Origin of the sequence: Ammonicoccus luteus (assembly GCF_050880385.1) — a bacterium.
Lineage (GTDB): Bacteria > Actinomycetota > Actinomycetes > Propionibacteriales > Propionibacteriaceae > Enemella.
Map to the genome: position 1 here is coordinate 714,575 of NZ_JBNZCI010000001.1, position 14,263 is coordinate 728,837.

Genomic DNA, 14,263 nt, shown 5'->3' on the forward strand with positions numbered 1-14,263 from the left:
CACCCTAGACAACCCGACCGGGGGCGCGGAAGTCGTCATTCTGCGTGACATCCTCAGCCCAACAACCGTCCCTGCCAGGCGGTGATCAGCCGGTGCGCGATGCTGGCCTTTCCGGGCATGATGACCCGGCCCTCGGCCAGATCGGCGGCCAGGTCGGCGCGGGTGAACCACGCGGCTTCTTCGATCTCGTCCCGATCGATGGTCAACTCGGCAGACACCGAGTCGGCGACGAACCCGACCATGAGCGACCTGGGGAAGGGCCACGGTTGGGAACCGAAATAGCGGACCTCGCGCAGCCGCACCCCGGACTCCTCGAAGACCTCGCGGTGCACCGCCTGTTCGAGGGATTCCCCGGCATCGACGAAACCGGCGAGCACCGACATCCGGCCGGGGTCCCAGCTGCTCTGACGGCCCAGGAGGATCCGGTCGTCGGGGTCGATGACCGCGACAATGACTGCCGGGTCGGTGCGCGGGAACTGCACCCGACCACAGACCGGACAACGACGCGTGAGCCCGCCGGCAGTGGCTCGGGTGCGGGCCCCGCATCCCGAACAGTGCGGTTCGAGCCGATGCCAGGCGGTGAGGGCCACGGCGCCGACGGTCAGCTCGAGCGCAGCCCCACCCGTGACCGCGCCGAGGTGGCGCAGAGAGGCGCTGGGGCCGATGATCGGCCCTTCGGTGGTGAACCACGGGATGCCGTCCACCAGACCGAGAAAGGTGTGGAGTTGCGCGTTGTAGTTTCCCGACGTCGGCACTCCCGCCGGGCCGCTGCCCGTCTCGTCGGTGGCGACCTGTCCGTCCGAGTCGACGAGCAGCAGTCGGGCGCCCGGTCGGCGCCACTGCGCCGAGACCCACTCCGGCACCTTCCGCCGGTTGTCAGCCCGATCGAGTGACGCCTCGGACATCCACGCATGCATGGCGTCAGCGTAACGTCCACCGCACCAGGTCAACCGGATCGGGCAACGCGGCGGGACGAACCACCTCATCGGTCCGCACGAGATAGAACGCGGCGTCGACGCGGTCCTCCGGCACACCTTCGAGCTCAGCCCAAGCTCGGCGATAGAGAGCGAGCTGACCGGGGTCGGTCGCGTCTGCGCGGCCGGTCTTCCAGTCGATGACCTGCCAGTCGTACGCAGGATCACTGCTCCGATAGACCGCGTCGATCCGGCCGCGCAGCGCCAGGCCTTCGACCATCAGCACGAACGGGACCTCCATCCGAACCGGGACCCGTTCGCCGAACGCGCCCGCCGCGAACCGGTCGCAGAGCTCCTTGAGTTCAGTGTCGTCGGCCGCGGTGTCGTCGTCGCGTTCCTGGAAGTCCTCGGTGTCCACGAGCGGCACCGGTGCTCCGCGCGCCGCGTAGTGGCGTTCCACCCACTGGTGGAAGCGGGTGCCGAAGCGCGCCGCTGGGGACGGTGGCGCGGGCATCGGCCGGATCAGGCTGTTCGCATAACCACCCGGGTCGCGAGCGGCCATGAGCAGCCCAGTCGCCGACATGGATTCGGGCAGGGCCACTTTCCGACGTCCACGGCGGGCCTCGCGTGCTTCGGCCAGCAGGCGGTCGACGTCGTCGTCCCAACCCGCGATCGTCTCGGCCTCATCCAGCAATCCGAAGTCGGCGCCGGGCGGTTCGTAGTCCCCCGTCTGGCGCTGCCGCTCGCGCGCCGCAGCCACGGCCAGCGCTGCATCCTGCCGTCGGGCGCGCGCATCCGGGTCGAGAGGTCGCGGCCAGGGCACCGGTTCAGGATCGACCTGGAGTGGATTCGCCTGACCGGGTTCGGGTTCGGGGGCGTGTGCCAGCACCCGTCCTTGCGTCTCGGCCTCAGCGTGGATGGCGGACAGATAGGCGGACAGTTCACGGGGCTTGACGGTGTCCGGCCGCCAGCGATGCGCGCTCCCGATCAGGAACCGCTTCGCCCGCGTGACTGCGACATAACCGAGTCGGTCCTCGGCGTGCCGCTGCTCGCTCTTCAGTGCCTCGGCATAGGCCGCAATGCCGTCCTTGGTCGCGTCCAGGATCTGAGGGATCGACGCGGCATCGCCCCGCAGATCTGCCGGCACCGCGTCGGCGCGCCGGAGCCAGTTGTCGGTGACGCGGTCGGACGGAAACACACCTTTCACGAGAGCAGGGAGAAAAACCATGGTCCACTCGAGGCCTTTGGCCTTGTGCACGGTGAGCAGTTTGACGGAATCGCTGTCCGAGGGCGTGGCCTGATCGAGGCCGGTGCCCTGGTCCTCCTCCGCCTGCAGATAGGCGAGCAGCCCGCCCAGGGAGGCATCGCCATCCACGTCCACGTAGTCCGCGACGGCGTCGACGAACACGGCCAGTTGATTTCGTCGGGACATGCGGGCGAAATGGGGCGTGGCGACCAGCTCGACGTCCAGGCCCAAGGTGTGAATGACGCGCCGGGTGAGGTCGAGCACAGGTTCATCGGTGTGACTCCGCAGGTCCGCGAGCTCCGTCGCGAACGCAGCGAACCGCACCCGTGCCTCCTCGGAATAGTGCAGGGCGCCCGGATCGGTGACGGCGTCCAGCAGGCTGACGACCTCGGTGGCGTCGATCTCGGCCACCGCGCCCTCCAGCGCGGCGAGGAGCGCATCACTGGCGTCGTCCGTCCGGTCCCGGTCGCGCGCGAGGTCCCGCGCTCGTCTTCCGAGCAGCGCCAGGTCACGGGGGCCGATTCCCCAGCGCGGTCCCGCGAGCAGCCGCAGGAGCTCCGGATTGGCGGTCACGTCGTCGAGCACGCGCAGCGTTGCCACCACATCGCGCACTTCGGGGAGAGCGAGGAGACCGCCCAACCCGACGATTTCGACGGGCACATCCCGACCGATGAGTTCCGAATAGACAGCGCTGATGTCGGCGTTCCGGCGGGTCAACACTGCGATGTCCGACCAAGCCGCCACCTGACCCTCTGCGCGTGCCGCGACCACGCAATCGGCGAGCCAGGTGAGCTCGTCAGCCCACGTCGCGAACGTGGCGGCGGAGACCTCACCCGGCGGAGCATCGGGCGGGGCCAACAGGATGCTGTCCCCGGCGGCCTCCGCCAACACGGGATCGGCCCGGAGACCGGCCGCCAATTGGTTGGCGACCTCGAGGATGCGGTGTCCCGAGCGTCTGTTGACGGTGAGAGCGAAACTCGCGGCAGGGAAGCCGTCCCGTCCCGGAAAGTCTGTGACGAACTGCAGGATGTTGCTGGCGGCGGCTCCCCGCCAGCCATAGATCGCCTGGCACGGATCCCCGACGGCGGTCACGGGATGCCCGCGCCCGTGGTGGGGGTCCGGACCGGAGAAGAGCCCTTGCAGAAGCGCTGCCTGCGCGGCCGAGGTGTCCTGGTATTCGTCCAGCAGCACGACCCGGAATTGGTCGCGGACCAGTTCGGCGACCTCCGGCACGCGCTGCACGAGACCAGCGGCAACCGCCATCTGGTCCGCGAACTCGACCACGCCCAGACGATGCTTCAGCTCCTGATAGTCCGCGACCAAGCTGGCCAGCTCGAGTCGTTCCGCGAGCGCCGCCTGGGCGTTGCGCACATCGGCATAAGGCTTCTTGGCTCGGGTCAGTGGAGCCTCCGCCCAGGCGAGCAACCATTGCCGGGCATGCCGGTCGAGGACGTCGCGGTCCACCAGGTGAGCCTGCAGATCCGCATCGAGTTTGAGCACGCGTTCAACCAACGTCGCTGGCCGCAAACGCGACAGCGCTTCGAACGGGCCCGCGGCATTGGCGACGACACGCGCGGCCAGACGGAACCGTGTGGCGCCCGAGATCATCGTGCGGTCGCCGTCGACGCCGATGCGCAGGCCGTGCTCGGACACGAGACGAGCAGCGAAGGCGTCATAGGTCATCACGACCTGTTCACCGGCTTCGTCCACACCGTCGGTGTCCAGCACACCGGCCTGGATCAGGGCGGCCCGGATCCGCACAGACAACTCTCCTGCCGCCTTGCGAGTGAACGTGAGACCGAGCACGTGCTCGGGCCGGACCGCACCTGTTCCGACAAGCCACACAACACGGGCGGCCATCACGGTTGTCTTTCCCGACCCCGCCCCGGCGATGATGACCCCGGGTTCCAGCGGGGCCGTGATCGCGTCGAGTTGCTGATCCGAGAACGGGATGCCGAGGGCGTCGCACAGCTCCCGGCGGTCTGTCAGGCGCCGACGGAACACACTGCTCGGGGCGGTCATCCCACCACCTCCGAGCTCCGGGCCGGGCAACTCGCGGCGAACGAGCACCACCGGCAGGCGGGTCCGACCTTGGCGGGGAACTCCTCCGCTCGCACGATGTGCGCTGCGTCTGCCAGCCGGGCGTGCACCCAGGTCGGGTGTTGGTCCCTGATCCCCGGCGGGTCGTCGGTCACGTGGGGGGACTCCTGCAGCGAGGCCTGCGGGAACACCTTGGGGAAGGGCAGATCACCCGCGTCCTGCAGACGCAGATAGACCAGCTCGGCACCGGCGACGCGACGCTCACCGGGGGCGAGGTCGTCGAAGGCACCGGTGAGCGCTGCCAGCTGATAGACACCCAGTTGCTCGTGGGTAGGGATCGAGCGCTTCTCGGGCGCAGTCCGGCCGGTCTTGAAGTCCACAATCTGAAGGCCCGCCGGGGTCAGCTCGAGCCGATCCACCGAACCGGTGAGCACCACCCGATCACCCGCAACCTCGACGGGCACCTCGAACTCGACCTCGACGCCGAGGAGCGTGCGGTGGTCATGGGCGGCGACCCAGTTCGCATAGCGCTCGAGCATGGACTCCGCGTGTGCGCGCTCGACCGCCGACAGATAGGCGGCTTCGAAGCCCAGCCGGTGCCAGACGAGATCGAGCTGGTCGACGAGATCGGTCGCGGGGATCTCCTCCTCCGCTGCGTGCCGGACCAGCACGTGCAGGATGTCGCCGGTCCCCGCTGCCGCACGTCGACCCGGCTCCGCCGCAGCTCGGCGGCCCAGGAACCACTGCCGAGGGCAGCTGAGCAGACCGCCCAGCGCCGAGCCGGAGATGCGCACGGGCTCCTGAGGGGGCAGCACCGGCACATCCGAGGTGGTTGTCGGCCGGAGACCCCACCAGGCCGCTGGGTCCGCCGCCGGAGCGAGCGGCCGGTCGTCGTCGTCGCGGGCGTCGGCCAACCTTGCCAGGCGAATCGCGGCGGCGTCCCGCAGCGTGGGGCTGGCCTCCGGGTCCACGCTGATGCGGCGCAATTCCCCGATCAGGGCCGGGATCGTCAGCGGCCGGGCCGGGCGCCCCGGAAACACCTGTGGCCGGATCCCGAGGTCGGCGATAAAGCGGGAAGGCTGGTCCCCCTCCCCTTCGGTGCCCTCGACCGACGACACCACAAGTCGTTCGCGCGCGCGGGTGCACGCCACATAGAAGAGCCGCCTCTCCTCCGCCAGCCGGGCCGACAGCGGCAGCGGGTCGGTCAGCCCCACACCGCCCGCGGTCCCGGTCCGGCCCAGCCGGTCGGCATCCAGAAGTGAGCCCCGCACCCGCAGGTCGGGCCACACGCCCTCCTGGACCGAGGCGACCACGACCAGCGGCCACTCCAAGCCTTTGGCCCGGTGTGCGGTCATGAGCCGCACGCCCTGCCCGCGCAGATCGGCTTCCCGCCGGGTGTCGGCAGGGATCTGCTGGGATTGCACCTCTGCCAGGAAGGCCGAGACGCCGCGAGCGCCGACCAACTCCTCGGCCCGGGACGCGATGTCGAACAGGGCGCACACCGCATCCAGATCCCGGTCGGCCCGCCGGCCCCCATCGCCGCCACGCAGGGCCTCTCGGTGCAGTCGCTTCGGCCAATCTGTTCCCGCCCAGGCGACCCACAGGACTTCCTCGGCCGCCCCGCCCTCGGCGATCCGCGCGCGGACGCCGTTCAGCAGCTCGACAAGTGCTGCGACCCGCGCGAGCTCCACGTGCTCGTGCCCGAGCGCTTCACGACAATCAGCGAGCCACTCCTGGTCGATCAGAACTCGCCGGATCAGCTCGCCGGACAACTCCGGCAGTGCGGAACCGGCGAGCTCGGCTCGCTCGACCGCGCGCAACGATCGCCCGAGCCGCCGCACTCCGAGGCTGTCCAGGCCACCGAGGGGCGACTGCACAAGCCGAACGGCCTCGTCGACGGTGGGACCGTCGGGTTGGAGCGCAACCTCCAGCGCCAGCAGGAGCGGCCGCACGGCGAGCTCCGCCGAGAGTGCGATCTCGTCGCCCGCGACCTCGATCGGCACCCCCGCGGCCGTGAGCGCTCGCGCCAGCCCCGGCAGATTGCGGCGCCCGGAGCGGACGAGGACCGCCATGTCTCCCCAGCCCAAGCCGTCCCGGAGGTGGGCGTGGCGCAACAAGTGCGCGATGTGCTCCGCCTCTGCGCCGGCGGATTCATGAACCCGCACCTCGACCCGTCCCCGCCCGGTGGACGGGGCGTCCGCTGGCTCCCGAAACTTTTCGCGCACGTCCGGTGGAAGTGCTCTGACGAGCGGCAGCCTCGCGGCGACACGACGGGTCGCGTGCGCGATGCGGGACCCCGAGCGATGCGAGGTCCCGAGGGCCTGGACGGGCGCCGACGCACCCGACGCTGTGCGGAACAGGTCGGGAAAGTCGAGAATGCCGCGCGTCTGCGCTCCGCGGAACCCATAGATCGACTGGTCCGGGTCGCCGAAAGCGACGACCGTCGCTCCGGGACCGGCCAATTCGGCGACGAGCTGCGCCTGGGCGACGTCGGTGTCCTGGTATTCGTCCAGGAAGAACCCGTCGAACTCGGCGCGCAGCGGCTCGCGGATCCCCGGGTCCGTCAACAGAATCCGGCACCGATGGACCAGCTCGGGATAGTCCAGCACCTGCTCGAAGTCGAGCACATCCAGGTATTCCGCCATGAAGCGGCCCACCCCGGCCCATTCCGGCCGGCCCGCGTCGCGTGCCACGTCGACGAGGTCATCCGGATCGAGGCCGAGCTGACGGGTCCGAGCCAGCACCGCCCGGATCTCGGTTGCGAAGGCCCGCGTCCCGAGCGCTCCGGCGACCGAATCCGGCCAGTGCTGCAGTCGTGGATCCTGGCCCGCCAAAGTCTCCCGGACCCGGAACTCCTGCTCCGGCGCCGTGAGCACCCGCCAACCCGGGCCGTGCTCGACGGTCGGCCCGAACCGCCGCAGCAGCGCGAAACAGAACGAGTGATAGGTCATCGCCAACGGCGTCACCGTAGGCCGTCCGAGGCGCTGGGTGATGCGCACCCGAAGATCCGCCGCCGCCCGCCGGGAGAAGGTGAGGACGAGCGGACTTCGCGTACGCCCACCATCACCGCTCCGTTCGATCCGGCGCGCGACTGCCTCCACGAGCGCGGTCGTCTTGCCGGTCCCCGGCCCCGCCAACACCAGCAGGGGCCCAACCAGATGCTCGGCGACCGCTGCCTGGTCGGCGTCCAACCCGGCGAACCCTCGCGCGACCCGCCCCGGACGCTCCAACGTGAATCCCGTCATGCCTCTCCTGTTCAGCTCCGAAAACAAGCCAAGCAGAGCCCACCGACAATCACGGGCGCGGTGGACGGACCGGCCGTCACCCGCTTGTTCCCTCTCAGAGAACATTGCCGTTATATAGACATATTTTTCGATCCCGGTTCACATTTGCCGCGAACATGTGGAAGTGTGGGTTTCACTGTTCGCACAGTGTCGGATTGGTGCAGCCAACCGCCTTCCCGGCCAGAACGGTGTGGACCCTGCGGATTGTCGGGTCCGGAGCAACAAGGAAGAGAAAGATATGGCACAGGGAACCGTCAAGTGGTTCAACGCCGAAAAGGGCTACGGCTTCATCGCTGTCGATGGCGGCGGACCGGATGACGACGTGTTCGTCCACTTCAGCGCGATCGAGACCACGGGCTACAAGACCCTCGACGAGGGTCAGCGCGTCGAGTTCGAGACCACTCAGGGCCCGAAGGGCCCGCAGGCCGACAAGGTGCGGCCTCTCTGATCCACCCGGGTTAGTCCCCTGACACGTGTCGGACCCGGGACCGCAAGACCCATGACTCCTCACCGGCGATATCCACTCGGATGTCGCCGGTGAGCTTTTCCCCCACGACACACCGCCCCGCACCGCCCAGTGATGGAGAAGCAGGTGACTCGTCGGTAGCATCTGAAAAATGACCGATCACGTCCAGGCCGCCAACGGCGCGATGGGCCGTCCAGCGCGGATGCCACGCGACCAGCGTCGGCTGCAATTGTTGGACGTCGCAGGTCAGGTGTTCGCGGACAAGGGCTACCACAATGCGGCGATGGATGACATCGCGGAGGCCGCCGGGGTCTCGAAGCCGGTGCTCTATCAGCACTTCCCGTCCAAACTCGACCTCTATCTCGCGCTCGTCGACCGGGCCAGCGAGGAGATCGTCGATCTCGTGCGGGCCGCGATTGCGGGCACGACCAACAATTCCGAGCGCGTCAGCGCGGCTCTCGGCAGTTTCTATGAGTTCGTCGCGCAGGCCGGGAAGTCCTTCCGGTTCGTCTTCGAGTCCGATCTGATCGGCGACGCGCAGGTGTCCGACCGGATCTGGCAAGCGCACCGCGATCTTGCGGAAGCCATCGGACAGTCGATCGCACACGACACCCGCATGTCCCCCGAGCGTGCCCGCCTCCTCGGCATCTCGCTGGTGGGGCTCGCGCAGGTCGGCGCCCGCTATTGGGTGAGCGAACTCCGCGACGAACTTTCCGCGCACGAGGCAAGTTCCCTTATTTCGACGCTTGCCTGGCGCGGGATTCGGGGATTCCCCCTCGCGGAGTGAGCTCCGTTCCCCCTCTTCCGCCCACGTCGTGGGGCGTACGCCCGGGTCGCGATCCGGGCAGGGTCAGGGCCCGTTGCCCCCTGGTGGCGGGTAGATTGACCGTGCTGGCGACCTCGCCACAACCTGCCGTGCCCGGCCCCACCATCCCCGAGCCTGACGTGAGGACCCGATGAGCAACCAACAGCCCTTCCCGTCGTACGACAGCGGTGGCGCCGCAGCGCAGCCGGCCCCGCTCGCTCCGCCGGCCGGAATGGACAACGTCCTCACGCTCGAGGCGCCGCCGGCCCCCGCCCCGGTCACCGCCACCCAGGCCCCGCGCATGGCCCCGCCGGTCAAGACCGAGCAGGTGCCTGTCCTCGACCAGAAGGTCGACGCGTTCATGTCCGCGCTCACTTCCGCTCAACCGAAGTCTCCGGAGATGGAGGCCCAGGCGACCGCGGTCCGCAACATGGGCGACGCGGACATCCGCAGGGCCGCGGAAACCTCGAACCGGCTGTTGAACGCCCCCGTCAAAGCGCTCAAGGAGGGCGGGATCTCCCAGGGATCGAACATCGGGCAGACGCTGCTGGAGTTGCGGCGCACGGTGGAGGACCTCGATCCGTCCCAGGCAACGGGCGTGCGCAAGTTCCTCGGGATGATCCCGATGGGCGACAAGATCGTGGACTATTTCCGCAAATATCAGTCCGCCCAGTCGCACCTCAACGGGCTGCTGCACGCGCTGCAGAACGGCAAGGACGAGCTGACCAAGGACAACGTGGCGCTCAACATGGAGAAGCAAAACCTGTGGGCGACCATGGGCCGCCTCAACCAATACATCTATATCGCCGAGCGGCTCGACGCGAAGCTCGCGGCCCAGATCGCGGAGATGGAGATCACCGATCCCGACAAGGCGCAGGCGCTGAGTCAGGACGTTCTGTTCTATGTCCGGCAGAAGCACCAGGACCTGCTCACCCAGCTCGCGGTCTCGATCCAGTCCTATCTGGCGATCGACATCATCATCAAGAACAACCTGGAGCTCATCAAGGGCGTCGACCGCGCGTCCACGACGACGATGTCAGCCCTGCGGACCGCGGTCATCGTCTCCCAGGCGCTCACGAACCAGAAGCTGGTCCTCGATCAGATCACGGCGCTCAACACCACGACATCCAACATCATCGAGCAGACCTCGCTGGCGCTGAAACAGAACTCGGCCGCGATCCAGAAGGGCGCGGCGGAGTCCACCCTGGGCCTGCCCCAACTGCAGAACGCGTTCCAGAACATCTACGCCACCATGGACTCGATCGACCAGTTCAAGATGCAGGCTCTCGACAACATGGCGCAGACCATCGGCGTCCTCGAACACGAGGTCGAGAAGTCGCGCAGCTACCTCGACCGGGTCTCCCAGCAGGACCAACGTCTGGCGTCGGGCTCGATGAACTTCGAGGGTGCCCCACCGCAGAACGACCAGCGCACCACTTGGCGCTGACCCTCGGGGTCACGCCAACCTCCAGCCACACATCAACGAGCAGAACCGGACAGGCCGCATATGGGATTTCTCGACTGGGTTCGCGGAGTCAACGAGAAGTTGGAGCCGCAAGGCGCCACGACGACTCCTCCGGTGCCGACCGAGAACGACATTCTGAACGCATTGGACCGCACCCAACAGCTCGCGCGGGACGCCAAGCTCCACCCGTTCGTCCTCGCGCGGGTCAACCGTGTGGCACGGGTCATCCGGGACACGCTGCCGCGGATGAAATCCGTGGGTCTGGGCAGTTCGGATGCGTACGCGGTGATGGCAACCGCCACCGACTATCTCCCAGAGGCCCTCGGCGGCTATCTCCGGCTGCCCCGGGACTGGGCCGACAGCCGCCCGATCGACAACGGCAAGACGTCGTTGATGCTGCTGATCGACCAGCTGGACCTGCTGGGCGCGACGATGGACAAGATCTTCGACGCCGTGGCACGGGCTGACGCCGACGCCTTGATCGCGCACGGCCGCTTCCTGACTGCGAGGTTCGGTCACGAAGCAACCGGTGGCGAGCTGGACCTGCAGGCCGGCGCACGCTCGATCGCACCCCAGCACGCCCCACAGCCGAGCCCGCCACCGGGTGCCCAGCCCGCCGGTCCGGTGAACCCGCTCGACCTGCCCTGACCGACCGACTCCTTCCACTCCGACCACGCCCCTCGACCCGTTGTGAGCCAGGAGGCCAGACGATGTCCGACCAGTCCCCCACCACCGACCGCCCGACCGGCTCCCTGCGTGAAGTCCTCGATCGGCTGGCCGTGGTCGCCGACGCTGCCGGCCTGGACCCGGACGCCGCGCGTGCCGAGGGGATGGCGCTCGCGGCAGCTGTCGCCGAGTCCGGCAAGCAGGCGTTCGTCGCCTGGGCGGAACAGGTCGGGGAAGAGCCGAGCGCCGAGCGGTTCATGACCATGGCCCAGCACGGGCGGCGCTGGCGCGGCGCGCCGACCACGCTGCTGCAGGAACTCGTGCACACGCGGCCGGCGCAGGCGCCTGCGTACGCCAAGGTTCTCGCCGACCTCTGCACCGCCGCATGCACGCTGGGCCAACCCAATGCTCGTGTGGCGGGAAACGCCCAAGCCGCTGCCGCCGCGCAGCTCTCGGCCGCTGGTCCGGGCGGCGCCGTGCCCCCCACCGCCCCCTCGCCCCCGGACACCGGCGTGAACGATTCTCCGTTTGCACAACCGCCGGTGAGCGGTGACGTGCTCGCTGGGACCGGCCCCGCGCCGACCCACCCACTCGCCGGCCGTGCCCAGGACTTCGCCGCCCAGACGGGACAGCGCGCCCAGGAGTTCGCCCGGCAGGCTCCGGAGGTGCTGCGCAACGTGCTGGACCAGCTCAACCAGAGCGTCCGGCGCCAGCAGGCGGATGTGCAGCAGCAGTGGCCGGGTTCGAGCCTCGATCTCGATTTCGACCTGCCGCTAGGGCCCGGAGCGTTCCCCGGATTGCCGGGGGGCACTCCCCTGCCACCCCCGGACAGCGCGGCCGACCGGCCCGGGTCGTCGCCGCAGCCCCCTGATCCGTACGCCGCAGGGGTCCCGACCCATCCGGTTCAGCCGACCGTCGGAGACACCGAAACCCCCGTCGCGGCACAGGACGCGGCACCGGCCACCGCTCAGGAACCCGCCGCTGACGAACCCGAACCGCGCAGTCTCGACGACTTGCTCACGGAGCTGGACGCGTTGACCGGGCTGACCCGGGTCAAGGAGGAGATCCACAAGCAGTCGGCCATGCTGCGGGTCGAAGCGCTGCGGGCGAAGGAGGGCCTCCGGAGCGCGACTGTGACCCGCCACCTGGTGTTCGTCGGCAACCCGGGCACCGGCAAGACCACCGTGGCCCGCTTGGTGGCCGGGATCTATCAGGCATTGGGGCTGCTGTCGAAGGGCCAGCTGGTCGAGGTCGACCGCTCCGAGCTCGTGGCGGGCTATCTGGGTCAGACCGCGATCAAGACGGCGGAGGTCGTGAAGTCCGCCGAGGGCGGGGTGCTGTTCATCGACGAGGCCTATTCGCTGTCGGGGGATCAGTACGGCACCGAAGCCATCAACACCCTCGTCAAGGAGATGGAGGACAAGCGGGACGACTTGGTGGTGATCGTGGCTGGTTATCCCGTGCCGATGGCCGTGTTCATCGCGGAGAATCCCGGCCTCAGCTCGCGGTTCCGGACGACGATCGGGTTCGAGGACTACACCGAGGACGAGTTGGTGGAGATCTTTCGCGGCATGGTCGCCAAGGCGGACTACGACGCGGCCGACGAGACCGTCGCGCGGTTCCGCGAGATCCTCGGCCAGCAGGAGCGCAACTCCACCTTCGGCAACGGGCGATTCGCCAGGAACTGTCTCGAGGCTGCGATCGGCGCACATGCCTGGCGCCTGCGCGACGTCGAGGAGCCCACGGTCGAGGACTTGCGCGTCCTCGTTCCGGAGGACCTCGACTCCATGGACAACGGCGATGACGACGAGCTGCCCGATCTCTCGACGTTCCAGCCGGCCCCCGGTCAGCCGTTGACCGCCCCCGAGGATTTCGACGACGCCGATGACCTCGTGGACTTCGGCGCGCCGGGTGCCGACGGCGGCGTCGACCAGCAGGCCGCCGACGTGCCGCCCGTCGATGCCGCCCAGGAGGACGGGCCCTCCGTGCCGGAGGGCCGCGCGGGGGACGACTGATGACCGCCACCCCTCCCCAGCCGACCGGTGCCAGGGCCGGCGCTGCGATCCCGGCCGCAGGAGACGCCGCCAAGACCGGGTCCGAAGCAGTCGCAGCAGCACCCAGCTCGAAGGCCCCCGCCACCTCCCAGGCCTCTGCGTCGCCGACCGGTCCACCGGTGGCGCGGCCGGAGGCCCGCGCCACCTCGACCCCCAAGCTGGTGCGCGGCTGGCTCATGTTCACCACGCTGTCCTTGGTCGCCTTCACCGTCCTCGGCGTGCTGTCGCTGCTGAACACCCGCGATTCCCTGTCCGGGGCCGGTGAGGCCATCGGCCAGCTGAGCCGGGTCGAACAGATCCGCACCGACCTCCTGCGGGCGGACGCCAGCGCCGCCCACCTCCTCCTGGGGTCGGGAGAATCCGAATATCAGGAAGCTCTCGGCCAGGCCCGGACAGTTCTGGTCGAGACCGCCGTCAACGCGCCGGACGAAGCCGCCGCGCTGGCCGAGGTGAACCGCGATCTCGACGCTTATGCCGCAAAGCTCGAGGAGGCGCGCGTGGGCCGGAACTCACCCGCCGGTGAGGCCGCCCTCATCGATGCCGGCCAGCAGCTGCGGACCGGGGTGCTGCCGGCGCTCGACGAGGTCGTGCGGGCCAACTCCGATCTCGTCGACGAGCGCACCCGCACCTCCTCCAGTGCGCCGCTGGTGGTCTCCGGGATAGCAGCCCTGGTCGGGCTGGTCGGCACCGCGCTCAGCCTGAGCATCAGGTTCCACCGGGTCGTCAACCTCGGGCTCGCGGCCGCATTGCTCCTGGTAGCCGCGGCGTTCGCCTTCGGGCAGTGGACCCTTGGCGAGGCCAACACCCTGGTCGACCAGCAGGCCCGGCGCGCGATGACGACCTTCCAGGAGACCGCTGCGGCGCGCGGGTCTGCGTACAATGCGCGCGCCCAGGAAGCCCTCGCGCTCATCCAGCGCCGGGACGACGCGGCAGCGGACACCCCTTGGGCAACGGCTGCCGACGACACGCGGGCGGCACTGGACCGGATCCCGGATTCGGTTGCACTCGACCTCACCGCTGCGTGGGACCTTTATGCCCGCGCGCACGCCGACGTCCGTGATCTCGCCGGTCGAGGACAGTGGGACGAGGCCCAGCGCCATGCCGTGCACCAGGGAACCGATGCCGCCGGCGCTCGTTTCGCCGAGTTCGACGAGGCAGTCACGAGCGCCATGACCAGTGCAGGCGCGACGTCCGGCCGCTTGGTCAAAGAGCCCCGGCTGAGTCTCGAAGTGGCCGCACTCGGCGTGGGTGTGGCCGGTTTTGCAGCCATTCTCTGCAGCTGGGCGGGCGTGCGGCCAAGGCTGCGGGAGTACGCATGACGTC

General features: G+C 69.1%; 9 protein-coding genes. 6 read left to right on the top strand and 3 right to left on the bottom strand.

Going from position 1 to position 14,263, the window contains the following annotated elements:
• Positions 1 to 53: 53 nt before the first annotated feature.
• Genes nudC through ACQ260_RS03355 form a run of 3 tightly spaced genes read right to left on the bottom strand, consistent with a single transcriptional unit; the run spans position 54 to position 7,445 of the window.
• Positions 54 to 917 (bottom strand): NAD(+) diphosphatase, encoded by an 864-nt coding sequence (nudC, locus tag ACQ260_RS03345; RefSeq protein ID WP_432557973.1) that lies wholly within the window; start codon positions 915 to 917, stop codon positions 54 to 56.
• Positions 918 to 921: 4 nt separating this feature from the next.
• Positions 922 to 4,182: an ATP-dependent DNA helicase gene (locus ACQ260_RS03350; RefSeq protein WP_432557974.1), complete on the bottom strand. Its 3,261-nt coding sequence runs from the start codon at positions 4,180 to 4,182 to the stop codon at positions 922 to 924.
• Positions 4,179 to 7,445 carry an ATP-dependent helicase gene (locus tag ACQ260_RS03355; protein WP_432557975.1) on the bottom strand — a complete coding sequence of 1,089 codons (3,267 nt, stop codon included), beginning with the start codon at positions 7,443 to 7,445 and terminating at the stop codon, positions 4,179 to 4,181. The genes ACQ260_RS03350 and ACQ260_RS03355 overlap by 4 nt, the downstream gene beginning before the upstream one ends.
• A gap of 277 nt (positions 7,446 to 7,722) precedes the next feature.
• Between ACQ260_RS03355 and ACQ260_RS03360 the strand changes: the two genes are divergently transcribed.
• The 6 genes from ACQ260_RS03360 to ACQ260_RS03385 all read left to right on the top strand — a co-directional run bounded on the left by ACQ260_RS03360 (position 7,723) and on the right by ACQ260_RS03385 (position 14,259).
• Positions 7,723 to 7,932: a cold-shock protein gene (locus ACQ260_RS03360; RefSeq protein ID WP_432557976.1), complete on the top strand. Its 210-nt coding sequence runs from the start codon at positions 7,723 to 7,725 to the stop codon at positions 7,930 to 7,932.
• A gap of 169 nt (positions 7,933 to 8,101) precedes the next feature.
• Positions 8,102 to 8,737 (top strand): TetR/AcrR family transcriptional regulator, encoded by a 636-nt coding sequence (locus tag ACQ260_RS03365; RefSeq protein WP_432557977.1) that lies wholly within the window; start codon positions 8,102 to 8,104, stop codon positions 8,735 to 8,737.
• Between the two features lie 169 nt (positions 8,738 to 8,906).
• On the top strand, positions 8,907 to 10,202 hold the full coding sequence (locus tag ACQ260_RS03370; RefSeq protein WP_432557978.1) for a toxic anion resistance protein: 1,296 nt from the start codon (positions 8,907 to 8,909) through the stop codon (positions 10,200 to 10,202).
• A gap of 60 nt (positions 10,203 to 10,262) precedes the next feature.
• Entirely contained in the window at positions 10,263 to 10,868 is a 606-nt protein-coding gene (locus ACQ260_RS03375; RefSeq protein ID WP_432557979.1) for a hypothetical protein, read from the top strand.
• A 62-nt stretch (positions 10,869 to 10,930) separates the two neighbouring features.
• Entirely contained in the window at positions 10,931 to 12,901 is a 1,971-nt protein-coding gene (locus tag ACQ260_RS03380; RefSeq protein ID WP_432557980.1) for an AAA family ATPase, read from the top strand.
• On the top strand, positions 12,901 to 14,259 hold the full coding sequence (locus ACQ260_RS03385) for a GlnX family signal transduction membrane protein (RefSeq protein ID WP_432557981.1): 1,359 nt from the start codon (positions 12,901 to 12,903) through the stop codon (positions 14,257 to 14,259). Before ACQ260_RS03380 ends, ACQ260_RS03385 begins: the two co-directional genes overlap by 1 nt.
• The last annotated feature ends 4 nt before the right edge of the window (positions 14,260 to 14,263 follow it).

Coding starts and splice junctions, on each gene's coding strand:
- ACQ260_RS03380 (WP_432557980.1), top strand. CDS start 10,931: ATGTCCGACCAGTCCCCCACCACCGACCGCCCGACCGGCTCCCTGCGT.
- nudC (WP_432557973.1), bottom strand. CDS start 917: ATGCATGCGTGGATGTCCGAGGCGTCACTCGATCGGGCTGACAACCGG.
- ACQ260_RS03375 (WP_432557979.1), top strand. CDS start 10,263: ATGGGATTTCTCGACTGGGTTCGCGGAGTCAACGAGAAGTTGGAGCCG.
- ACQ260_RS03355 (WP_432557975.1), bottom strand. CDS start 7,445: ATGACGGGATTCACGTTGGAGCGTCCGGGGCGGGTCGCGCGAGGGTTC.
- ACQ260_RS03350 (WP_432557974.1), bottom strand. CDS start 4,182: ATGACCGCCCCGAGCAGTGTGTTCCGTCGGCGCCTGACAGACCGCCGG.
- ACQ260_RS03370 (WP_432557978.1), top strand. CDS start 8,907: ATGAGCAACCAACAGCCCTTCCCGTCGTACGACAGCGGTGGCGCCGCA.
- ACQ260_RS03360 (WP_432557976.1), top strand. CDS start 7,723: ATGGCACAGGGAACCGTCAAGTGGTTCAACGCCGAAAAGGGCTACGGC.
- ACQ260_RS03365 (WP_432557977.1), top strand. CDS start 8,102: ATGACCGATCACGTCCAGGCCGCCAACGGCGCGATGGGCCGTCCAGCG.
- ACQ260_RS03385 (WP_432557981.1), top strand. CDS start 12,901: ATGACCGCCACCCCTCCCCAGCCGACCGGTGCCAGGGCCGGCGCTGCG.